The organism is Nonomuraea sp. NPDC048882 (assembly GCF_040649755.1).
Classification (GTDB): Bacteria; Actinomycetota; Actinomycetes; order Streptosporangiales; family Streptosporangiaceae; genus Nonomuraea; species Nonomuraea maheshkhaliensis.
Map to the genome: position 1 here is coordinate 395,701 of NZ_JBEZGB010000002.1, position 21,478 is coordinate 417,178.

General features: G+C 68.9%; 24 protein-coding genes. 13 read left to right on the forward strand and 11 right to left on the reverse strand.

Going from position 1 to position 21,478, the window contains the following annotated elements:
• Positions 1–48 precede the first annotated feature (48 nt).
• The 4 genes from AB0C27_RS06975 to AB0C27_RS06990 form a co-directional block, all read right to left on the reverse strand.
• A complete protein-coding gene (locus AB0C27_RS06975) occupies positions 49–723 on the reverse strand; it encodes a DUF998 domain-containing protein (RefSeq protein WP_357839026.1) in 675 nt (224 codons plus the stop codon).
• A gap of 126 nt (positions 724–849) precedes the next feature.
• Positions 850–2,274, reverse strand: coding sequence for an FGGY family carbohydrate kinase (locus AB0C27_RS06980; RefSeq protein WP_357839029.1), 1,425 nt, complete (start codon positions 2,272–2,274; stop codon positions 850–852).
• Complete coding sequence (gene xylA / locus AB0C27_RS06985; protein ID WP_357839032.1) at positions 2,271–3,416, reverse strand: xylose isomerase; 1,146 nt, start codon at positions 3,414–3,416, stop codon at positions 2,271–2,273. Before xylA ends, AB0C27_RS06980 begins: the two co-directional genes overlap by 4 nt.
• A 58-nt stretch (positions 3,417–3,474) precedes the next feature.
• Positions 3,475–3,663, reverse strand: coding sequence for a hypothetical protein (locus AB0C27_RS06990; RefSeq protein ID WP_346102303.1), 189 nt, complete (start codon positions 3,661–3,663; stop codon positions 3,475–3,477).
• A 166-nt stretch (positions 3,664–3,829) separates the two neighbouring features.
• On the opposite strand from AB0C27_RS06990, the gene AB0C27_RS06995 reads away from it, so the two are divergent.
• Both AB0C27_RS06995 and AB0C27_RS07000 read left to right on the forward strand, forming a co-directional pair.
• Positions 3,830–4,339 carry a VOC family protein gene (locus tag AB0C27_RS06995; RefSeq protein WP_357839035.1) on the forward strand — a complete coding sequence of 170 codons (510 nt, stop codon included), beginning with the start codon at positions 3,830–3,832 and terminating at the stop codon, positions 4,337–4,339.
• A gap of 68 nt (positions 4,340–4,407) precedes the next feature.
• Positions 4,408–4,650: a hypothetical protein gene (locus AB0C27_RS07000; RefSeq protein ID WP_357839037.1), complete on the forward strand. Its 243-nt coding sequence runs from the start codon at positions 4,408–4,410 to the stop codon at positions 4,648–4,650.
• A 12-nt stretch (positions 4,651–4,662) separates the two neighbouring features.
• On the opposite strand, the gene AB0C27_RS07005 is transcribed toward AB0C27_RS07000, so the two are convergent.
• A complete protein-coding gene (locus AB0C27_RS07005) occupies positions 4,663–5,943 on the reverse strand; it encodes a TIGR04013 family B12-binding domain/radical SAM domain-containing protein (RefSeq protein ID WP_357839040.1) in 1,281 nt (426 codons plus the stop codon).
• A 71-nt stretch (positions 5,944–6,014) separates the two neighbouring features.
• Positions 6,015–6,593 carry an NAD(P)H-dependent oxidoreductase gene (locus AB0C27_RS07010; protein ID WP_357839043.1) on the reverse strand — a complete coding sequence of 193 codons (579 nt, stop codon included), beginning with the start codon at positions 6,591–6,593 and terminating at the stop codon, positions 6,015–6,017.
• A gap of 85 nt (positions 6,594–6,678) precedes the next feature.
• On the opposite strand from AB0C27_RS07010, the gene AB0C27_RS07015 reads away from it, so the two are divergent.
• Together AB0C27_RS07015 and AB0C27_RS07020 are read left to right on the forward strand one after the other, a co-directional pair.
• Positions 6,679–7,014, forward strand: a complete 336-nt coding sequence (locus AB0C27_RS07015; RefSeq protein WP_357839046.1) for a helix-turn-helix domain-containing protein — start codon at positions 6,679–6,681, stop codon at positions 7,012–7,014.
• Between the two features lie 220 nt (positions 7,015–7,234).
• Positions 7,235–8,368, forward strand: coding sequence for an MFS transporter (locus tag AB0C27_RS07020; protein WP_357839048.1), 1,134 nt, complete (start codon positions 7,235–7,237; stop codon positions 8,366–8,368).
• Here AB0C27_RS07020 and AB0C27_RS07025 read toward each other — a convergent pair.
• Positions 8,362–8,841, reverse strand: a complete 480-nt coding sequence (locus AB0C27_RS07025; RefSeq protein ID WP_357839051.1) for a hypothetical protein — start codon at positions 8,839–8,841, stop codon at positions 8,362–8,364. The two genes, AB0C27_RS07020 and AB0C27_RS07025, sit on opposite strands and share 7 nt — an antisense overlap.
• Before the next feature lie 183 nt (positions 8,842–9,024).
• Here AB0C27_RS07025 and AB0C27_RS07030 point away from each other — a divergent pair, with 183 nt between their 5' ends.
• From AB0C27_RS07030 to AB0C27_RS07050, 5 genes are all read left to right on the forward strand, one after another.
• Positions 9,025–10,137: a S1 family peptidase gene (locus AB0C27_RS07030; protein WP_357839053.1), complete on the forward strand. Its 1,113-nt coding sequence runs from the start codon at positions 9,025–9,027 to the stop codon at positions 10,135–10,137.
• A 211-nt stretch (positions 10,138–10,348) separates the two neighbouring features.
• Positions 10,349–10,750, forward strand: coding sequence for an ATP-binding protein (locus AB0C27_RS07035; RefSeq protein ID WP_357839056.1), 402 nt, complete (start codon positions 10,349–10,351; stop codon positions 10,748–10,750).
• A gap of 55 nt (positions 10,751–10,805) precedes the next feature.
• Entirely contained in the window at positions 10,806–12,986 is a 2,181-nt protein-coding gene (locus tag AB0C27_RS07040) for a hypothetical protein (protein WP_357839059.1), read from the forward strand.
• A gap of 146 nt (positions 12,987–13,132) precedes the next feature.
• Positions 13,133–13,498: a hypothetical protein gene (locus tag AB0C27_RS07045; RefSeq protein WP_357839062.1), complete on the forward strand. Its 366-nt coding sequence runs from the start codon at positions 13,133–13,135 to the stop codon at positions 13,496–13,498.
• Between the two features lie 225 nt (positions 13,499–13,723).
• On the forward strand, positions 13,724–14,344 hold the full coding sequence (locus AB0C27_RS07050; RefSeq protein ID WP_357839065.1) for a TetR/AcrR family transcriptional regulator: 621 nt from the start codon (positions 13,724–13,726) through the stop codon (positions 14,342–14,344).
• 6 nt (positions 14,345–14,350) lie between these two features.
• On the opposite strand, the gene AB0C27_RS07055 is transcribed toward AB0C27_RS07050, so the two are convergent.
• Positions 14,351–14,956: a hypothetical protein gene (locus tag AB0C27_RS07055; protein WP_357839068.1), complete on the reverse strand. Its 606-nt coding sequence runs from the start codon at positions 14,954–14,956 to the stop codon at positions 14,351–14,353.
• 168 nt (positions 14,957–15,124) lie between these two features.
• Here AB0C27_RS07055 and AB0C27_RS07060 point away from each other — a divergent pair, with 168 nt between their 5' ends.
• Positions 15,125–15,694, forward strand: a complete 570-nt coding sequence (locus AB0C27_RS07060; protein ID WP_357839071.1) for a dihydrofolate reductase family protein — start codon at positions 15,125–15,127, stop codon at positions 15,692–15,694.
• 11 nt (positions 15,695–15,705) lie between these two features.
• Here AB0C27_RS07060 and AB0C27_RS07065 read toward each other — a convergent pair whose 3' ends face one another.
• Positions 15,706–15,897 (reverse strand): hypothetical protein, encoded by a 192-nt coding sequence (locus AB0C27_RS07065; RefSeq protein WP_357839074.1) that lies wholly within the window; start codon positions 15,895–15,897, stop codon positions 15,706–15,708.
• 40 nt (positions 15,898–15,937) lie between these two features.
• Positions 15,938–16,720 carry a class I SAM-dependent methyltransferase gene (locus tag AB0C27_RS07070; protein WP_357839077.1) on the reverse strand — a complete coding sequence of 261 codons (783 nt, stop codon included), beginning with the start codon at positions 16,718–16,720 and terminating at the stop codon, positions 15,938–15,940.
• A 208-nt stretch (positions 16,721–16,928) separates the two neighbouring features.
• On the opposite strand from AB0C27_RS07070, the gene AB0C27_RS07075 reads away from it, so the two are divergent.
• Complete coding sequence (locus tag AB0C27_RS07075) at positions 16,929–17,249, forward strand: hypothetical protein (RefSeq protein WP_357839080.1); 321 nt, start codon at positions 16,929–16,931, stop codon at positions 17,247–17,249.
• Positions 17,250–17,266: 17 nt separating this feature from the next.
• On the opposite strand, the gene AB0C27_RS07080 is transcribed toward AB0C27_RS07075, so the two are convergent.
• Positions 17,267–17,857 (reverse strand): hypothetical protein, encoded by a 591-nt coding sequence (locus AB0C27_RS07080; protein ID WP_357839082.1) that lies wholly within the window; start codon positions 17,855–17,857, stop codon positions 17,267–17,269.
• A 328-nt stretch (positions 17,858–18,185) separates the two neighbouring features.
• On the opposite strand from AB0C27_RS07080, the gene AB0C27_RS07085 reads away from it, so the two are divergent.
• On the forward strand, positions 18,186–18,806 hold the full coding sequence (locus tag AB0C27_RS07085) for an ABC transporter permease (RefSeq protein WP_357839085.1): 621 nt from the start codon (positions 18,186–18,188) through the stop codon (positions 18,804–18,806).
• 765 nt (positions 18,807–19,571) lie between these two features.
• The gene (locus AB0C27_RS07090; protein WP_357839088.1) at positions 19,572–20,543 is read left to right on the forward strand and encodes a DUF4360 domain-containing protein; all 972 of its coding nucleotides are present in this window, start codon (positions 19,572–19,574) and stop codon (positions 20,541–20,543) included.
• The last annotated feature ends 935 nt before the right edge of the window (positions 20,544–21,478 follow it).

The window sequence follows — 21,478 nt, forward strand, 5'->3', positions numbered from 1 at the left end:
CTCCCGGATAGAAGATCGCGGGAGAGAATAGCATCGAAACAGATGGTTTTAAGATCGATTAGCGATAAATCTGTGATATGTCGGGAAATTGAGCGCCGCTGAGGTGGCCCGTCCCCACGTCAGCCACATGAGCCAACCGGCCAGCACCGCCAGCAACGTCACCTCGGCGCCGAGGAGCAACCGCTCGACGAGCCCGATCAGCACCCGCTCGCCCGGCATCGCCACGTACGTGATCGCCAGCAGCCCGAACCCGCCGGCCAGGGCCACCCACTCCACGGTACGCGCCACAGGCTTCCAGGCGGCGTCGGCGGTCAGTCTGGGGACCAGCAGCGCGCCCGCGGCGGGCAGGCTCACGAAGGCGGCGACGGAGACGTAGCGGTGGATCTGGGCGGCGAGATCCAGGTCGTGGCCGATGGGCGTGGTCGGGATCACCGCGGCCACCACCAGGGCACCCGACCACACCATCAGCAACCGCTCCGGCATCCCCCGCACCGGAGCCCCCGCCGACCGCAGCCCCAGGAGCAGCGCCAGGGACCCGATCCCGAGCACCGCCATCGCGATCTCCGTGACGCCCCCGCGGTCGGACACGGCGTACTCGCTGACGGTGACGTTCATGGGGTCGAGGTAGGGGTCGGGGCCGAGCTGGCCCGCCACCACGGCGACCACCGAGAACAGGATCGAGGCACAGGCGATCAGGGGGCAGAGCCTCTTCGCTGCGGTCATGGGGCCTACTCTCCCCGTGCGGGGGAGGTCTCACATCCGGCTCCTGCCCCGATACGTCCCTGACCCGACCCCTACGAAACGCACCCCTGAGAGTCAGGGCTCTCAGGGGTGCGTCAGGGGCCGGGATCAGTCGAGGATGTGCCCGGTGGCGCGGGCGTAGCGCTCGCGGATGGCCGGGACGGCCTCGCCCTCGTAGGTGGCCGTGTCGCCGGAGCGCCAGTCGGGCGCGCTCGTCACCAGCGTCGCGGCCTGGTAGGCGGCCCCGTCGGCGACGTACTCGGCCGGCGGCGGGACCGTGATCGGCACGCCGAAGATCGTGGGGGCGATCCGCCGCACCGCCTCCGAGCGCGCGGCGCCGCCGATCAGCAGCACCCGCTCCGGGCGCATGGCCAGCGCGTCGAGCGCGTCGGCCAGCCCGCAGAGCATGCCCTCGACCGCCGCCCTGGCCAGGTGGGCCGGGGTCGAGGTGGCCAGGGTCAGCCCGTGGATGGAGCCGGTGGCCGTGGGCCGGTTGGGCGTGCGCTCGCCCTCCAGGTACGGCACCAGCGTGAGCCCGCCTGCCCCCGCGGGAGCCTCCAGGGCCAGGGCGCCGAGCTCGTCCAGCCCGACCCCGGCGATGCGCGCGGCGGCGTCCATGACGCGGGCGGCGTTGAGCGTGCACACCAGCGGCAGGAAACGCCCGGTCGCGTCGGCGAACCCGGCGACCGCGCCCGTGGGGTCGGCGCTGGGCCGCTCGGCGACCGCGAACACGGTGCCCGACGTGCCGAGCGAGACCACGACGTCGCCGGAGCGGGCCCCCACGCCGAGCGCGGCGGCCATGTTGTCGCCGGTGCCCGGCCCGATCAGCACGGGCCCCGCGACGTCGGGGACGGCCTGCGCGGGCTCCAGCACCCTGGGCAGCAGCGGGAGCGCGCCGATGGCCGCCTTGAGCAGGTCGGGACGGTACGCGCCGGTCGCCGGCGACCAGTAGCCGGTGCCCGAGGCGTCGCCCCGGTCGGTGACCAGCCGGTCGAGGGGCGGCAGAGGCGCGTTCTCCCAGGCCGCGACGCCGAAGGGCACGCCGGACCCGAGCGCGCCTGCCAGGCGCCAGGTCAGCCAGTCGTGCGGCAGGCAGACGGCGGCCGTGCGCCGCGCGTTGTCCGGCTCGTGCTCGGCCAGCCAGCGCAGCTTGGTGACGGTGAAGGAGGCGACGGGCACCGAGCCCACGGCGTCGGCCCACGCCTGCGGCCCGCCCAGCTCGGCGATCAGGTCGGCGGCGGCCTGGGCGGAACGGGTGTCGTTCCACAGCAGGGCGTCGCGTACGACATTTCCGGATTCGTCGAGGCAGACCATGCCGTGCTGCTGCCCGCCCACGCTGATGGCGGCCACGCCGTCCAGCCCGCCCGCCTCCTCAAGGGCCCGCAGCAGCGCGCTCCACCAGTGGGACGGATGCACCTCGGTGCCGTCGGGATGCGCGGCGCGGCCCTGCCGTACCAGCTCTCCCGTCTCCGCTTCTCGAATGACGACCTTGCAACTCTGCGTGGAGGAATCGACCCCAGCGACCAGCGTCACCCACGAACTCCTAACAAGTGCTCCAGCGCAAGCTGGTTCAGATGGGTGAAATGGTATCCGCGCCGTGAGGCCACGTCAGGGTCGAAGTCGTCGGAGGCGAGGTCGGCCAGCGTCTCGCCGCGGTTGAGGGTGGGCAGGCCCAGCTCGTCGACGCGGGCGGCCCGCAGCGCCTCGCGCACTTCCGGATCAGCCCTGAAATTTCGGGCTTTTTCGCGAAGGATCAGATATGTACGCATATTGGCGGCGGCTGAGACCCAGACGTCGCCGGAGTCCTCCGTGCGCAGGGGCTTGTAGTCGAAGTGCCGCGGCCCGTCGTAGCCCCCGTGTTCCAGCAGGTCCACCAGGAAGAACGCGCTCATCACGTCGCCGTGGCCGAAGACGAGGTCCTGGTCGAACCTGGGCCCGTGCTGGCCGTTGAGATCGATGTGGAACAGCTTGCCGTGCCACAGCGCCTGCGCGATGCCGTGCACGAAGTTGAGCCCGGCCATCTGCTCGTGACCGACCTCCGGGTTGAGGCCCACCATCTCCGGATGCTCCAGCTCGCCGATGAACGCCAGCGCGTGGCCGATCGTCGGCAGCAGGATGTCGCCCCTGGGCTCGTTCGGCTTGGGCTCAAGGGCGAAGCGGATGTCGTAGTTGCGCTCGCGTACGTAGCCGCAGAGCAGGTCGATGGCCTCTTTGTAACGACCGAGCGCGGCCCGCACGTCCTTGGCCGCGTCCGACTCGGCCCCCTCGCGGCCGCCCCAGCACACGTAGGTGGAGGCGCCCAGCGAGGCGGCCAGGTCGAGGTTGCGCGTGACCTTGCGCAGCGCGTAACGCCGCACGTCGCGGTCGTTGCTGGTGAAGGCCCCGTCGCGGAAGACGGGGTGCGTGAACAGGTTCGTGGTGGCCATGGGCACTTTCAGCCCGGTCTCGGCGAGTGCTTTCCTGAACGACGCGATCGCCCGTTCGCGATCGGGTTCGACGGCGAGCAGGTCGTCATCGTGGAAAGTGACACCGTAGGCCCCCAGCTCGGCCAGACGGTGCACGCTCTCGACGGGATCGAGGGGCGCCCTGGCGGCATCCCCGAACGGATCGCGCGCCTGCCAGCCGACCGTCCACAGACCGAACGTGAATCGATCGTCAGGGGTTGGCTCGTACATGATTCGATGCTCCCCTGGCGATCGGTTGTTCACAAGCACTTGTTCACAAGCGCTCGTCTCACAACCCTGAGGGATCACGCCCCACGCTGATCTCCTCCGCGATCTTGCGGAGCTCCGTCACCTCGAGGCCGGGAGCCTTGGGCAGGTTGCGCAGCAACGCCTCCATCACCACCGGAACGGGCTGGCCGGCCAACCTGCCGGCGATGCCGTGGACCGCCCTGAACAGCGCCTCTTCGGTGTCGTGCATCGGCCTCTCCTCGGTCGGGGTCAGATACCCGGAGAACGCTACGGCCTGGGCCCGACACTTCGCTCGATCCCCCTCCAGCGTGTTGCCCGGCGGGCCGGTCGGAGCAGCCGCAATTTAGTTGAAGGCTCATATACTTACCCTGGGACACCGCTGAAAGGGGCTGCCCATGCCGGTCCAGCGACTCAACCACGCCGTCCTTTACGTCCGCGACGTGGAGCGCAGCGTCGCCTTTTACCGGGAGGCCCTCGGCTTCGAGGTCGTCATGGGCATGCGCGGAGCCGCGTTCCTCCAGGCCCCCGGCTCATCGAACGATCACGACCTGGGCCTGTTCCAGATCGGCGAGAACGCGGCCCCCTCTCCGGCCGGGCGCACCTCCGTCGGCCTCTACCACCTGGCGTGGGAGGTCGACACGCTCGACGAGCTCGAACGCGTCCAGGCCAAGCTCGCCGAGCTGAACGCGCTCGTCGGCGCCTCCGACCACAGCACCACCAAGGCCCTCTACGCCCGCGACCCCGACGGCCTGGAGTTCGAGGTGTCCTGGCTCGTCCCCGCCGCGCTGCTGACCGAGGAGCTGCTGGCCGGCCGCGCGAGCATCCGTCCCCTCGACCTGGACGCCGAGAAGCGGCGTTTCGGCGCACAGACTCGCGGCGGTGTGGGCGTGTCCGTCCCGGTCTGAAGTACCGTGGAGGTATCGACCCCTCCCGCGGCGGAGGACCTCCACGGCTGACTCCACGGAGAACGGTCATGTCAAGCGATCCTGATCACGTGCTCGACGCCATCGACGGCGTCGTCGACGAGTGGGAGACGCTGAGCGCGGACGCCATGCGCTGGGCTCCTCCCGAGAGCAAGACCCCTGATCTGCTGACCGAGGTGAGCGAGATCTTCGGTCCGCTCGTCAACGCGTTCTCCCAGGCGCTGCGCCCGATCGGCGACGCACTCGAACGCGTACTGGACTCCCTGGAAGAGCGCGACGGCCCCCGCGACTGAAGCCCTTCCGGGTCAGGTGGCGCGGCGGCGGCGGGCCCTGCGGGGGTAGGCCTTGGCCGTCTCGGCCAGGCGCACGGCGTGCTCGGCCTGCTTGCGCCAGTGGCCGTAGGCGTCGCCGCGCTGGGCCAGCCGGTCGAGCTCGGTCATCGTGGCCAGCGGGATGAAGGCGGGCTCGGCGTCGCGCCACGGCGTGCCGGGCAGCGGCATGAACGTGTGGGTGTGGATGCGCGCCCCCAGGTCGGCCAGGTCGGCGGCGAGCGCCAGCGACTGCTCCTGGTCCTCCTCCGACTCGCCGGGCATCCCGAAGATGAAGTCGACGTTGGGCCGGAACCCGTGCTCGACGGCGATCCTGACCGCGTCGCGCACGGGCGAGGTGTCGTGGCCGCGCCCCGAGGCCGCCAGCACCCGGTCGGAGCCCGACTGGGCGCCGATGATCAGGTTGTCGTTGGCCACGTAGCGCTTGAGCAGCCGCATCGCCTCGGGGCTGACGTGCTCGGGCCGCACCTCCGAGGGAAAGCTGCCGAAGAAGACCCGGCCGTGCGGCGGCAACTCCTCCTTGACCCCGGCCAGCAGCTCCTCCACCGCGCCGAGGTCGGGATCGGGGCCGGGGGAGCCGTAGGACAGCGAGGTCGGCGTGATGAAGCGCACGTCGCGCAGCCCCCGCCCGGCCATCTCGCGCACGTGCTCACGCACGCTCGCCACCGACCGATGCCGGAACTGCCCGCCGAACATGAACGGCGTCTGGCAGAAGCGGCAGGTGTAGCGGCAACCTCTGGTGATCTCGATGGGCCCGTTGCGGCCGGTGAACGAGGGGAAGGCGTCGAGCGGCAGCTGCGGCGCCGACCCCGTGCGCAGGGCGACGCCGTCGGCGTCCCTGACCGCCAGCCCGGGGACCGAGGTGAGCGGCCGGTCCTCCCGCAGCGCCCGGACCAGGGCGATGATCGTGCTCTCGCCCTCGCCGATGCCCGCCAGGTCCCAGCCGGCGTCGATGACCTGCTGCGGCTCGGCGGTGGCGTGCACACCGCCCGCGATGTGCAGCCCCCTGCCGCCGCTCAGCGACCTGACCGTGGCCAGCTCGGCCGCCATGGCCTCGGCGTCGGGGGAGTAGAACGACCAGAGCACCAGCACCCGATCCGCCTCGCTGTCGCGGATGTGCCGGGCGGTCTCCTCGGGCGTGGTGCCGAGCCGCAGGTCGTGCTCGACCCGCGCGCTGTCGAGGGCGGCGAGCAGCGCGTGCACGCCGTAGGTCACCGCCTTGCGGTATCGGACCACCACGCTCACTGCCAGTGCCACGTCCGGCAGCGTAGCTCAGGCCCCCGACATCATGCCCCCGCCGTCACGACTCCGAGATCATGACTTCGGCATCACGACTCCGACAGCCGCATCGCGCGCAGCGGGCCGGTGAGCTTGGCCAGCTCGGCCAGCATCTCGGCGGCGGCCGCCTCGGAGATCTCGTTCGGCCGCAGCACGCCGTCCTCGATCGGAAGCTGCATCACGAACGGGATGTTCACCGCCTCCAGCACCGGGACCATCTTCAGCGTGCTGACCACCTGACGCAGCCCCTGCACGGCGCGGGTACCGCCGGACAGGCCGCCGTAGCTGACGAACCCGGCAGGCTTGTGGTTCCACTCGTGGTGCAGGTAGTCCAGGGCGTTCTTCAGCGGGGCGGAGAAGCTGTGGTTGTACTCGGGGGTCACGAACACGAACGCGTCCGAGCGGTCCACGATCGCGCTCCACTCCTTGGTGTGCGCGTTCTCGTACTGCCGCAGCCTGGGGTGGTGCGGCTCGTCCATGAACGGCAGGTCCAGCTCGGCCAGGTCGGTGAACTCCACCTTGAACGCGCCGTACGCCTCGGCGCTGCCGCGGAACCAGTCGGCGACCGCTCGTCCGACGCGCCCCTTCCTGGTGCTTCCGACGATGATCTGCAGAACGGGTTCGGTCATGGCTGCTCCCAGCGTTGTGCAAGCGGTTGAATGCTCAACAGTATTGAGTAACTACACATTATTTAGCAAACGCTAGGATGTCCTCATGAGCCTCGACTCGGTCTGCACCCGCTTCCACATCGCCTTAGAGCTGATCGGCGCCCGCTGGTCGGGGGCCGTGATCCACATGATCTTCAAGGGCGCTCACCGCTACGCCGACCTCAAGGCGGCCATCCCCGGCATCAACGACACGATGTTGGCCAGGCGCCTGCGTGAGCTCGAAGCGGCCGGCCTCGTCGAGCGGCGGGTGCTGCCCACCTCGCCGGTGCGGGTCGAATACCACCTGACCCAGATGGGCCAGGAGCTCCGGCCCGCGCTCGACCAGTTGCTGGCCTGGTCGCACAAGTGGATCCCGGTGCCTGAGGCGGCCGAGTCCGCCTGACCACGCCGAGCCGCGCCGCCCGTTCGCTGGAGCAGTTGATGACGGCGGCTTCGCGGGCGGTGGAGCGGCGCGATTTTGGCGCGCGCATCGGGGACGTCTCCCCGTAGAATTCATCGCATGACCTGGCGACATTGATCCATAACAAGGGGCCGGCGCGGGACGCGCGGGCCTCCGGGGCGAAACGCCCCCGGAGTCCCTGCTCGTCCCCCTGGAAGGCCCCATGCTTGTCATCTCGCTCTACGTCTACGCGTTCCTCAGCGAATTCGTCCTGCTCTATCCGGTGTACGCGCTGCTGTTCGCCGACACCGGGCTCTCCGTCGCCCAGTCCTCCACCCTGTTCGTCATCTGGTCGGTGACCGGCATGGTGCTGGAGATCCCGTCCGGCGCCTGGGCCGACACCTTCTCCCGGCGGCTGCTGCTGTGCCTCGGGCCGCTGCTGATCGGCCTCGGCTTCGCGTCGTGGACCCTCTTCCCCTCCCCCTGGGTGTTCGCCGCCGGGTTCGTGGTGTGGGGGGCAGGGGAGGCGCTCATCTCGGGCTCGTACGAAGCGCTCGCGTACGAGGAGCTGGCCCGGCGCGGCCAGGAGGGCCGCTACGCCGGCGTGATGGGCCGGGCCACCTCGCTCGGCCTGGTCGCCAGCGCCACCGCGATCGGCCTGGCCTCCCCCGCCCTCGCGGCCGGCGGCTACCCCCTCGTGGGCGCGGCCAGCGTGCTGGCCTGCGTCCTGTGCGCCGCCACGGCGCTGACGCTGCCCGAGCACAGGACGCGCGGCGAGGCGCCCGGTTACCTGGCGGTCCTGCGGGAAGGGCTGGCCCTGGCCCGTGGTGATCGCCGCGTGCTGCACGCGATCCTGCTGGTCGCGTTCGTGACGGCGGTGTGGGGCGCGCTGGAGGAGTACGTGCCGTACCTGGCGGTCGAGAAGGGCATGGCCTGGACCGCCGTGCCGCTGGTCATCCTCCTGGTCTGGGTCGGCGCCACCGCGGGCGGCCTGCTGGCGGGCCCTGCCGAGCGCCTGCCGGGCCGCTTGTACGGCCCGCTGCTCGGCCTGGCGGCGCTGGCCATGGCCGGCGGCGCGCTCAGCGGTCATCCCGCCGGGTTCGTCGCCGTCGCGCTGGCGTTCGGGGCGTTCCAGCTCGCCCAGGTGCTGGCCGACGTGCGGTTGCAGGCGCGCATCAGCGGCCCGGCGCGGGCCACCGTCACCTCGGTCGCGGGGCTGGGCACGAACGTGGTGACGGTCGGGGTCTTCACCGCGTACGGGGCGGCGTCGTCGTACGTGTCGAACGGGGTGACGTTCGCCCTGCTGACCCTGCCGTACGTGCTCGTCGCGGTGCTGAGCGGCCGGGCCGGTCAGTAACGGGACGGGATCCGCTTGGGCAACGGTGGCGGCTCCTCTTCTGAGGCGGGCGGCTCGGGCTGCGCAGGCGGCTCGACCGGCTCGACCAGTTCGACCGGGCGTGGGGCGCCCCGCCAGCGGGAGGGGAAGAGCGAGGCGACCACCAGCACGCACGCCACCGGCAGGGCCCAGTCGGCGAGCAGCGCCCGGTACCCCGCCTCGTACGCGAGCGGCACCACCCCCTGCGGCGTCACCCAGGGCGCGCCGGCCAGGAAGGCCCCGGCCAGCACCCCGAGCGCGAGTCCCGGCAGCAGCGAGGCGAGCGGCGAGATCCTGGACCCCGCCAGCGCGCCGACGACGACCATGAGCCCCGCGAGCAGGCTCGTGGCGAGCCAGCCGTCCAGGCCGGCGTGGGAGACGAAACCCGCCGCGATCAGCGGCGTGGCCAGCAGTCCTGCGCCGGCGCCGAGCAGATGACGAACACCATTACGCACAGAGAACACCTCCAGCCTCGGGACACTACTCACCTCTCCCCGCCTTCGCCTTATAGGCGGCGAATCCCGCATCAAGGACTAGGGCCAAAACGACCCCATAACACCGAAATAGGGCCTTATTGGTATCTGAGCAGGATCCCCAGCAACCGTTAGCTTGACAGCACCCCCACCCGAGGAGTGCACATGTTGAGTAAACGCTGTGCGCTGACAGGCGCGATCATCCTCGCCGTCTGTGTGGCCACCCCCCTCAGCCCAGCAGCAGCAGACCCCACACCCAAGGCGCCACCCGCCATGGTGGACGCGCTCGAACGCGACCTCGGCCTCTCCGAGGAGCAGGTGCACACCCGCCTGGCCAACGAGGAGCGCGCCACCGCCGTCGAAGCGAACCTGACCACCGCACTGGGCGGGTCGTTCGGCGGCGCCTGGCTGAACGACGACGCCTCCAAGCTCATGGTCGCCACCACCGACCCGGCGGCCACGAAGACCATCGAGGCTCAGGGAGCGCAGCCCGTCGTCGTCGCCCGCTCCATGGACCAGCTCAACGGCGTCATGCGTCAGCTCGACCAGGCTCCGCAGAGTGTCAAGTCCGGCGCCGCTCTCTGGTTCGTCGACGTGACGACCAACCTCGTCTCCGTCCAGGCGCCGACCGTGGAGGCCGCGCAGGCCCTCGTCGCCGCCGCCGACGTGGACAAGAGCGCCGTCACCGTCTCGGCCACGGCCGAGCGTCCGACGACGTTCATCAACATCATCGGCGGCGCGGCCTACTACATCGGCGGCAGCCGGTGCAGCGTCGGCTTCGCCGTCACCAGGGGCAGCACTCCCGGCTTCACCACGGCGGGACACTGCGGCCGGGCCGGCTCCAGGACCACGAGCCCGACGGGCACCTTCCAGGGCTCGTCCTTCCCTGGCAACGACTACGCCTGGGTCGCCGCGCCGAACAACACTGCCACGCCGTACGTACGCGGCTCCGGCGGCGCGAACGTGACCGTCCGCGGCTCCACCCAGGCCGCCGTCGGCGCGTCCATCTGCCGCTCCGGCTCGACCACCGGATGGCGCTGCGGCGTCATCAGGCAGCACGGCGCCAGCGTCACCTACGCGCAGGGCACCGTCTCCGGCCTGACCCGCACCACCGCGTGCGCCGAGCCCGGCGACTCCGGCGGCTCGTTCATCTCGGGCAACCAGGCCCAGGGCATGACGTCCGGCGGCTCCGGCAACTGCTCGGTCGGCGGCACGACGTACCACCAGCCGGTCAACGAGGCTTTGAGCGTGTACGGCCTCACGCTCAGGACCGGCTGACCCCTCGCACCCCCCGCGGCGCCTCTCCCTCCGGGGAGGGGCGCCGCGCCGTCGTACACCCTCTGCGAATAATCGAAAAAAGCAGCCCTAACAGGTAAAGATTCGCCAGCGCCTCGCTAAGACATGACCATTCCACCCGGTCATTCTTGATTGTGTATCCACACAAATACAGTTGAGCTATGCACGCTCCGAGGCGACCATGCGAATAACCGTGTCCGATCCCCTGCACGAATGCGTCAAGGTGTGGGCCACCCGCGAGGTGGGACCGGAACGCGTGCCCTCGCTCGCCCGCAAGGAACTCGCGAAGTGGCTGGGCCCGGACCACAAGGCCCTGCCCGACCTCCAGGAGATCGCCTCGGAGCTGATCACCAACGCGATCCTGCACGCCGACGCCGACTGGGTGCGCCTGAGCCTGAAGCGCGAGCCGTACTCCTGGCGGCTCACCGTGACGGACCCGGGCCCTTCGGGCAAGACCCAGCCTCCGCGCCATTCCCGGTCGAGTGACGAACGGGGCCGCGGCCTGCTGATCGTGGACGCGCTGACCGAGGGCCGCTGGGACACGACCGTCAACGCTGAGGGCGAACGCGTCGTCTGGGCCCAGGTCCGCCGCTGACTTTCCGCTGTCAAAGCATTACCGTCCGAACCCGAAGATGCGGCATCCTTGGTGCGTGCGAAGCCGACGTGACCGTTCTCCGCTCACCGTGGCGGCGGTGGCCGTCATGGCCGGCGCCGGGCTGCTCGGCCTCGGGGTGGTGCTCCTGCTGGACGGAGCCGGGGCGGCCGACGAGTGGGCGGGCGTGATGTCGGCGTGCGTCGCCGTCCTGGGCGGCTCGGCGACGCTGATCGGCCGGCTGCGCCGCGACGACGACACCGGCGACGAGACAGAACGGGCGCGCCGGCTGGACTGGCTGGCCGCCAGGATGGGCGATCACTGCACCACCGAGGAGGAGCAGCGCCGGCTCCTCGATCCCTATCCGCTGCCGGTCACCTGGCACACCCTCGGCCCGCCGCACTCCGACCACTGGTCGGTCATCCGCCAGGGGGCCGGCGACACGCCGCTGCGGCTCGACGGCACCCTCGACGACCTGCACCGCGTCGTGAGCGCGACGGTGCCGACCGGGCGGCTGGTCGTGCTCGGCGGGCCGGGGTCCGGCAAGACCAGCCTGGTCGTCAGGCTGGCCCGCGCCTGCCTGGCCGCCCGTGCGTCCGGGGCCGGGCCCGTACCGGTGATCCTGCGGTTGTCCACGTGGGACCCGGCCGCCCGCACGCTGCGGCGGTGGATCACCGAGCAGGTGGAGCTCGACTACGGCGTCGGCGGCGTCACGTGGGACGCCGAGCTGCTGCCGGTGCTCGACGGGCTCGACGAGATGCCGCCCGCGGCGCGCGGCGCGGCCCTGCGGGCCGTCAACAGCACATTCGCGCCCGGTCTGTCGCTCGTGGTGACCAGCCGCGGCGCGGAATACCACGAGGCCGTACGCGACGCCGACGTGCTCACCGGCGCCGCCGTGATCGAGCTCGACCCGCTCACCCCCGGCGTGATCCGCGACTACCTGGCCACCGCCACCCGCTCCGACCGGGGCGCGGCCTGGGACGAGGTCTTCGACCGGATGAGCGGCGAGCCGGAGGGCCTGCTGGCGCGGACACTCTCGACCCCGCTCAACCTGTCGCTGACCCGCCTCACCTACGCCGACGGCCCCGGCGACCCCGGCCTGCTGCTGCGCCTGTCCGGCACCGCCGCGCTGCGCGGCCACCTGCTCGACCAGCTCATCAGCGTCCTCTATCCCGACGTGCCCGATCCTGCCGCCGGCACGCGCGCCTGGACCCTGCGCGACGCGCACCGCTGGCTCTCCTTCCTCGCCCGCCACCTGCACCGCCGCGACGCCTACGACCTGCCCTGGTGGGAGCTGGCCAGGGCGGTGCCGCTGCGGGCCAGGATGCCGATCTGGGCCGTCGTGGCCGCCGTCGTCTTCGCCGCCGCGAACGTCCTCGTCGGCCTGCCGTGGCAGCTCACCGGGCCGGACCCGGCCGCCGGCGTGCTCTCCGACCTGCGCTGGGGAGCCGGCGGCGGGCTGCTGATGGGCGCGGTCAACAGCCTGTGGACACCGCTGTTCCCCAGGGCGCCGAGGCTCTACCGCTGCACCGTCCGCCGGACCGGCAGGCCGCTGTGGTGGCGCCTGTGCCGCGCGCTGGGCAGCGGGCTGTGGCGCGGAGCGACGGACGGGGCGCGGAGCGGGGTGCCCGTCACGTTCATCGTCCTCGCGATCGTCGCTCTGGCCGCGCCTGAGCCCGGCCCGGCCGGACACGCCGAACTCTTCGCCGTCGCCGCCCTGCACGCCTTCCTGTTCGGCTTCACCTGCGGCTTCGTGTACGGGCTCGCCGTGGGCTTCGCCGCCGAGTTCGTCACGATGTTCCACGACGTCGAGCTGGGGCAGGGCCGGCTGCCCGACGAGGTGCTGCGCGCGGACCGGGTCTGGACCCTCGTCACCGCGCTGGCAGGCGGCCTCGTCACCGCGGCCGTCACCCTGCTGTTCCTGGCGGTCGTCTTCAGCTTCGGCGAGACCCGCGACTGGCGGCTGATCACGTCCGCCGCGGCCCGCCTGGGCGTCGCGGGCGGCCTCGCCGCGTGCCTGGCCACCGCGTCCACTCAGTTCCTGCTGGCCCGCATGGCGCTGTCGGTGGCCGGCCGGATGCCGTGGCACGCGATGGCGTTCCTCCAGGACGGCGTACGGCGGGGCGCGTTGCGTCAGGTGGGCGGCGCGTTCCAGTTCCGCCACGCGCTGCTGCGCGACCGCCTGGCCGGAGTCCCGGCTCCCGCGGCCCTGGAAAACAGCCAATCATTTCTCAAATGACCGCCCAAGAATGGCCGGAGAATTGTTTGACCCGGCCGAAACCCGTTCCGTCCGGAAAAGAAAACCCGGCAGGACGCCTTGACGACTCCCGAGCGCGAAGCGCGACGATGAGAAACACAGAGGGAGGAACTCCAGCGGGAGGATCCATGCTGAAAGAAGCATGCGCGGCCGCCGTTCTCGCGGCCGCCATATTCGCTCCGACGTCCGCCTCCTCGGCCCGGGCCACGGCCCCGGCCACCCACGCCAAGGCCGCCTCCGTCACCGGAACCTGCACCTCCGCCGTCTGCAAGTGGATGCAGGACGGCAACAAGCGCTGCTTCTACTGCAAGCAGAAGAAGAAGCGGGGCGGCGGCTGGAAGCGCCAGTACTGCGAGAAGAAGGCCAAGGAGAGGCGCCCGGTGGAGCTCGAGTGCACCTCGACCCCGGCACCGAGCACGACCAACCCGAAGCGCGTCTGCGAGAAGTGCGTGGACCAGCGGACCGGCCGGCTGGTGTCGACCAAGTGCGGCTAGCACCACGGTGACGTAACTCATCGGACATTTGCAGCTGTTCGCTCCGGGCGCTCACGCGGAGGATCGGGTACCCCACCTCAGAGGGAGCATCATGACCGTCTCACCCGAGACCAAGAGCGTCCGGATCGAACGCACCTACCCGACCGCTGGCGAACACGTGTGGCGCCTGTGGACCACCGGAGATTCTAGCTTCGACAGAATCACAAGCAGCGCTAGAGTGTCCTCATGTCCGCCATCAGCGAGCGCCGCGAACGTGAACGCGCCCACCGTCACCAGCTGATCATCACAGCCGCGCGCGAACTGGCGGAGTCGGAGGGCTGGGAGGCGGTGACGACGCGCCGGCTGGCCGAACGCGTCGAATACAGCCAGCCGGTGCTCTACAGCCACTTCAACGGCAAGGACGCCATCGTGAGCGCGGTCGCCCTCGACGGCTTCACCGAACTCGCCACCCACCTGCGCCGCGCCCGCCAGTCCGCCTCCGACCCCGCCTCTGACCCCGGCCAGGCGTTGCGCCCCGGGCAGTCCGTCGCCGACACCGGCCAGGCGTTGCGTGCCGTCTGCCGCGCCTACCTCGACTTCGCCACCGACCGCCCCGCCCTGTACCAGGCCATGTTCATCATGCCCACCGACCTCAAGTTCGCCAGCGCCGAGACCCCGCCCCCGCTCCGGGCCTGCTTCGACGAGTTCGTCAACTGCTTCCCGCCGGCCAACGAGCGCCGCGAACTCTTCGCCGAGGTCACGTGGAGCGCGCTGCACGGCATGGCGGTCCTGTCCGACAGCGGCCGTATCCCGTCCGAGCCCCAGGACGAACGCCTCGACTTCCTCGTCACCCAGATCATTCGCTGACCGGCCTCAGAGCAGCCGCATCGGCCGGGCGAGGGGATCCCACTCGACGACCACGAGCCGGCTCCCGTACTCCCTGGCCAGCCTGTGACGCAGACCCTGGTCGAAGGCGTTCGTACTGATGACGACCCGATTGAGCTCCGGCTCGATCCCCATGCCGAGAACCGCTGGCTCGTGGAACACCCAGCCCCTCATCAGCACCAGCGCCCGCAGCTCAGCCTGACTGTTCACCACCGGCCGCACCTGAGGCACGACCGCGTACGGGGTGGCCACCCCTTCGGGCCAGTCCATTCCTGAGATCAGCGGCGAGGCCAGCTCACGTCCCCGCTCGGTGACATAGGGGGCGATCAGCCGGTACGGCCCATGCAGGATGTACGGCGGAGCGAGATCGTACGGGTGCGCCTCGACCCGCCGCTCAGCCGCCTCCAGAGCACGCTGGAACGGCCGGATGCCTTCGTACGACCTGAACCTCTCGGGGGACACAGGCTGGTAGTAGACCTCGACCGCGTCCTCCGTAGCGGGCTGTACGATCACGCGCCACCCACCGGGCAGGAACGCGGGCGCGGCCGCGACGGCGTAGACAGCGACCAACGCGAAGATCATCTTCACCCGCATGCGCGCCGAGTCTAGAACACCGGCGACACCAGCAGGCACCGATGACTTCCGGCCACCAGGCCCGTCTACAACCTCGGCGCCAAACCACGCCATCACCCCGGCACCGGAACCCGTACTTCCCCTGCCGAGCACGATTCCAACGACGCCCCAGACCCCGGAGCCCCCATCATGCGGAAACTGATAGCGACAGTGTTCAACTACTCCCTCGACGGCCTGCTCGCCGACGAGGGCACCGACTTCTGGAAGTTCTGCTTCGACCTGCCCGAGAACCGCGAGCCCGCCGACCAGGCCCACCTCGACTTCCTCCACAACGCGTACGCCCACGTCATGGGCCGCACCGCCTACGAGGGCATCTCCGCGGGCATGCGGGCATCCGCCGACCACCCGTTCGCCGACATCCTGAACCCCGGGCGCAAGATCGTCTTCTCCCGCACCCTCAAGACCGCCGACTGGACCAACACCACCATCGCCGCCGGCGACACGACAGAAGAGATCGACAAGCTCAGACTGGACGGCGACGGCCACATCATCGTCTGGGGTGGCGTCACCCTCTGGCGCTCACTCATGCGGCTCGACCTGATCGACGAACTCCGGCTGAGCATGTTCCCCTACATCTCAGGCGCCGGCACCCGCCTGTTCGACGGCGTCCCCGAGTCGTACCAGCTCGACCTGGTCTCCAGCACCCCCTCCAGCAACGGCATCGTCTACCTCCGCTACCAGCGCCCCCGCGACCTCTGAAGCCGGACCGCTCACAGAGAACTCCAGCAATAGATCAACTGACCTTCGTCACGGGCCCGCCGGGCCAGCCCACGCAACTCGGCGATCAACTCGGCCAACTGAGCGGGCTCGGCGCCGAACATGGAGTCCTCGTCACTCTCCGCCCACCGCTCACCCAGCTCGACCAGCCTCTCATCGGGAACGTCAGCGAGCGTGTCGCGCACGGACAGACTAGAGGGGTGCGGGCGTACAGGAAAGCGGCGTTCACAGGGGCTTGACGGCCCGGGTCGCGAAGTAACCAGGCATATACCGCGCGGTGGCATCCGCGTGGTGCGGGGCCTCGTCGAAGTGGGTCAGGGTGAAGCCGGCCGCGAGCTGACCACCGATCTGCCCGGCGAGTGAGTGGCTGTATTCGATCGGCCCGGTCCCGTACGAGCGCTGCCGCTCGGCATCCGGAAGATCGAGGCTGCTGAACGGGAGCGAATGGCGCACTACAAGCTCACCCCGCTCCTCCATCGCCGTGACATCGAAAATGAAGACGTCAGGATTCAGGAACCCGGCCATCAAGATCCCGCCCGGACGCAGCACACGAAACGACTCCCGCCAGACCGGTGCGAGATCGGGACAGAACACATTGGACACCGGATTGAAGACGACATCGAAACTGCCATCGGGAAACGCGCTCAGGTCGCGCATGTCGCCGAGCACCGTACGGACGGCCAATCCCTCGCGGGCGGCCACCTCCTGGTCGCGGGCCAGTTGCTGCGGCGAGTTGTCCAGCACCGTCACGACCGCACCCGCCGCCGACAGCACCGGCCCCTGCTGCCCTCCCCCGGAAGCCAGGCACAACACCTCGGCACCGCCCAGTTCAGCCGGAAACCAGTCGCGCGGCACCGCCTCGTGACCGATCAGAATGACGGCCCAATCGCCGCCCCGCGCCCGAGCGATGACCTCCGGCCCGACCGGCCGGGTCCATTCGTTACCGCTCTCCACCTCGCGATCCCAGGCAGCACGGTTATAGGCCACGGGGTCCAATTCGTCCGTCACAACGGCAAAGCCTAGGGGCTGACGCAAGGGCGCCCGGCAAGCAGGCTTTGGCGGGTCGGATCTCCTGCTTTCCACCACCGTGTGCGCCATCAAGACGATGAGAGGAAAGCACGTAGGCCCACCGGCAAAGAACCTAGGCTTCGTGCCACGTCGTCGAGTACGCGACCGACCACGCCTGTGATGCCGCCGATGCCTGGAGGAAAGACGAATGGGTCACCTGGACAACATAGAGCCGTCCCTCACGACACTGATGGAGAGCCGCAGTATCTCCCTCCGCGAGTTACACGAGGACACCATCCTCGTGTGCTGGGACGACCGCGATGGCGATGGCGGACTTCCCGTCGGCCGGGTGGAGCGAGAGAGCTTCCGTCGCAGCGGGATGTTCGGCCGCACGGTCGAGGGGTGGACAGCCTACTGTGATGACCGTGATCATCCCGGGCACGACCCCATCCTGGCCGGCGACATGCTCCCTGACATCAACCAAGCCGTCCGCGCGGTCCTCCGCCATCTCCCTTCCCGCTACTCCTGATGCCCGTACGACTGCGACTAGGGAACGGTCGCCACGGGCGGCACTACCTCGACGATGCGGGCCGTTCCGCTGGGTGGTCGCATCTCGTGCATGGTGATCACGTCACCCGGTGTGAGGTGTCGCCAGTGTTCAGGGGTCAAAGGAAGGAGTCGCACAGGTGCGCACTCTCCCGGTTCCAGCGGAGTACGACCCTCCACCCAGAGAAGGGCGATACTGACCGACAGCTCCCCCTCAGGCGTGCGCTGTCCGACGTCCCACATGGGTCGAAGCCCTTTTCCGGGAAGTATCGGCACCTTGCGGCCTCCCTCCTCGGTGGGCACGAGGCAAAGCTCAGCCCGAAGAGCACCGTTCCGGGCCTCGCTGCCCCGCCACTCGTACCAGGCGACATGCGACTCGAGCCACATCACTCGGGCGGCATCAGCCAGCAGATCCCAGAACTCGGGCGGCTGGGGGTGCGCGTCGCCGAGCTCCTCGAGCACAAGAAGGACCATCTCCCATTCGCCGTGTTCCAGGTACTCCAGCCCATCGGAGAGGCTGGCACCGGCCTCGGTCCGGATGTGGGGGGAGCAGAACTGAGCGGCCTTCAACAGCGAGGAGTCCAGGTCCACATCCTGATTGTGGCAGGCGCTCGAAATCTGAACCTACGGCTTGAAGGATCCACTTCCGGCCGTTCCAGGTAGTTCAATGCAGGTCCAAGGGCACGGGAGGGTCCATGCTGAACGGCCTTGAACGGCCTTGCATGGCAACTCGACCTGCAACTCTGACGGCTCGCCGACGCGAGGCTGTGCGAGTTCATCGGCGACGTGCTCAGCGAGGCTGGGATCTTGATGGACTCACCGCTCGTCGGGAATCAAGCGATTTGAGATCACAGACGAATGGCGTGAGTGGTGAACTATTCTGCGTGCCCGAAGGAATCCGTGTCCCTACTCTGTCACCGTGGGAACCGACATCTACGGCTTCATCGAAACTCGTCACCCGTGTGCTGACGAGGACTGGTACGACGGAGAGCCCTGGTCGGTATCGACGCCCCTTTATCCCCTCTATGACGGCCGCGATTACGACGCCTTCGGTTGTCTCTTCGGCGTCCGCAACCGGCTCGGCTGGACTCCCGTCGCGGCCGGCCGAGGCCTACCGGCCGACGCTTCGGAAGCGATCCGTCATGACTACGAGAAGTCGGCGAACATCGATACCGCCGTGCACGGCTGCACATGGGTTGCGTGGGCGGAGCTTCGCGACCTGGACCTGAGTGTCCGACCCGCCGCTCGCGGAGTACTGCAGATCCGCTCGGCGAAATCGGTGATCCATCAGTATCGAATCGACGATCAGTGGCCGGAAGAGCTCGTGGACCTCTATTCCATACCGCCCTTCGGCGTCTCGCCTGATCAAGCCTTGGCTGGTCGATGGGACCTTCCCGATGTGACGCTCGAGTATGGCCCGTTGACACGGCAGGCCGTGCTGGGCCCCGGAACAGGCTGGGAACACGTCTTCGGGGTGATGGAGGCGTTGGGGCGGCGCTTCAGGCCCGATGGCGTGCGGTTGGTGGTCTGGTTCGACTAAGAGAAGAGGCATCTGAGCTGCACTACTGCTCGTGGCAGGCGCAAGGTTCGCACTTGCGTAGGCTGAGCCGACGGTTTTACAGCGCGTGACCGCGCTCCTGACATCCATGACCACGCCGTCGCCTTCCGGGCTGAGGACCGTGGGCGTGCCGCAGAAGTCGCACAGCCATTAAGACTGTCGGCAAACCAAAGCGGCCCCGACGAGCACGAGCTTGTGCGTCGAGGGGGACGAAGCCGAGCAGTGGGATACCGTCTCCCAGGCCGACGCCGAGTCCAGCGCGGAAACCCCAGAGCCATGAAATTCCGGCAGCGAGATCGCTACAGGTCGTTTGCGTTGCTCGCAGGGGTCGTTAACGGCCGCTCAAGGTCGCCCGGATATGGCGCGGTTGCTGCCCCCGGCCCGCCGCCGCGCCAGGGGCCAGATTCTCGGAATCATGGCATATCTGCGCGAATCGGAATTTTCGGGAGCTACGCGTCAGGATAACATCCATTCTAATGGCGGATATTCGGACATCAAGGACACTCCCCCTTTTCGCTCCTTGCTGATTATTTGCCCGCTTATAAGCGTGCGCGCGTCTTTCATGCTTGACGCTGGGGTATCTCCCTTGTCGCACTATCGCAGCGGTGTGGGCGGATACGAAAAAACGGCTCCGGCATCCGCGCTACCGCGACACCATTCACGAGCTCGATCTGACACAGGTCAACGAGCCTCAGGAAATCGCCTGACGTTCTCGCGGGGAATGCTCACCACGGAAAGGAATACCCTATGCCATTCATCATGCGCAACACACTCCCCAAGCTGGCCGCACGTACACTCGCCGCCGCCGTCCTCACCGCAGTGGTCATGACGCCCGCGGTCGCGGCATCCTCTGCCCCCAACCCGGCCGAGGCATACATCTCGAGCGTCAGTGCGAACGGAAACGGGTGCCCGCCCGGGACATGGGAGGCGGCGATCAGCCCCGACGGGAAGTCGTTCACCGTTACATTCAGCTCATACGAGACGCTCATCGAACCCGGTACTGATGCTTCGAATAAGGAATGCACGCTCTCGCTGAACGTGCATACGCCGCCGGGGACCTCGCTTTCCACCGCCGAGTTCTCCTACCAGGGCTACGCGCTCATGGACCAAGCAGGGATGAGCGCGACACAGAGCGCAAACTACAACTTCCGCGGTGCTCCCGTCCCGGCTCAGTCGGTTCGCTCGCAGATCTCGGGGCCACACGACGACGCGTACGTCTTCTCCGACCGGATCTTGCTTCACGACGTGGCGTCGGCGCAGGGCGCAACCCGCGCGCTGAACGGGGTGACGAGCCTAGTCCTCACCAACAACCCCGCAGAGACCGGCAGCGGCTACTTCAACACCAGCAGTGTCGACGGGACGCTCCAGAACGGACCGGGCTGCACCATCGACCGGCGCACCGCCACCTCGGGGCAGACCATCGTCGGCACATCAGGCGCCGATGTCATCTGCGGGTCACCGTTCGCCGACCGTATCGCCGCGCTGGGCGGCAACGACGTCATCCTCTCCTTTGCGGGCAACGACCGGGTCTCCGCCGGTTCTGGCAACGACACCGTCTTCGGCGGCAACGACAACGACGACATCAGCGGCGACGACGGCAACGACACCCTCGACGGCGAAGCCGGCAACGACCGGATCCTGGGCGGGCCGGGCACCGACACCGCTAACGGCGGGCCGGGCACCGATTCCTGCATAGCCGAGACGACCACTTCCTGCTGAGTCAGGTCGACGCTCCGGTGGTGTGGCTTCGGGACGAAGCAGTCGAGGTCGGAGCGGGCCGGCCTGCTTTACCCACCTTGGCCGCGCCGGGTCCCGAAGCGAGGGGATCCAGGGGACACGTATCCACACCCCTGATGCGCGGGAGCGGCTCGCCTCCGCGCTCTGGGGAAATCCCTAGCCGTTGCAACTACGACGCTTCCGAGGATCAAAAAGGCCCTCTCCCCGATCAAGGGAGAGGGCCTTTCAGCTGCGGCATGACCATGTCTCACCACGATGCGAACCATGATCATTGCACGTATATTGCACAGGAAGTGCACCGTACCGACCTTGTCCTGATCGCTTGCCTATGCTTATGTGTTCGGAGTGAGTCGTGATTCCGATATAGGCGGGCGTCTCGAACCTGTTCCGGCGAAGGTGAACCCGGCAGGTGGGAGGATGAACTACATCCCACTGCTCTTTGTCCTGAGCGCGGTCCCCCTTCTGCTTGCCAACTGGTTCATCGCTGCCATGATCCTTTGGACGCGACTGCGCCTTCTTATACGAGGGCGGCAACATTACGGAATGTGCTGGCGGACTTTCAGAGGAAGAGATGACCGCCACATCGGGACTGATCGCGCTGGTGCTACTTGTCATTCAGATAGGGCTGATCGTCCTAGTGCGCCGGCGCACCCACGGATCTTGGCGAGGCCGCATGGTCGGCGACAGAGCGCCTTGGGACGGTAAGTACGCGTCAGTGCGACGAATGCTTTGTACGGCGGACGGCTTCCAGCGACCTGCGACTGCCTACGGGGACAGGCCACCCGACGGCGAGGTGGAGGTGCGCTCGCGGATCTCCTCCATGCTGGGATGCGTCATACCGTGACGATGCCGCACGGCTCTGAACGTCCGCATCTCGGTCGGCAATGCATCTAGCTCCTTCCTCGTGCTCGCGCCCG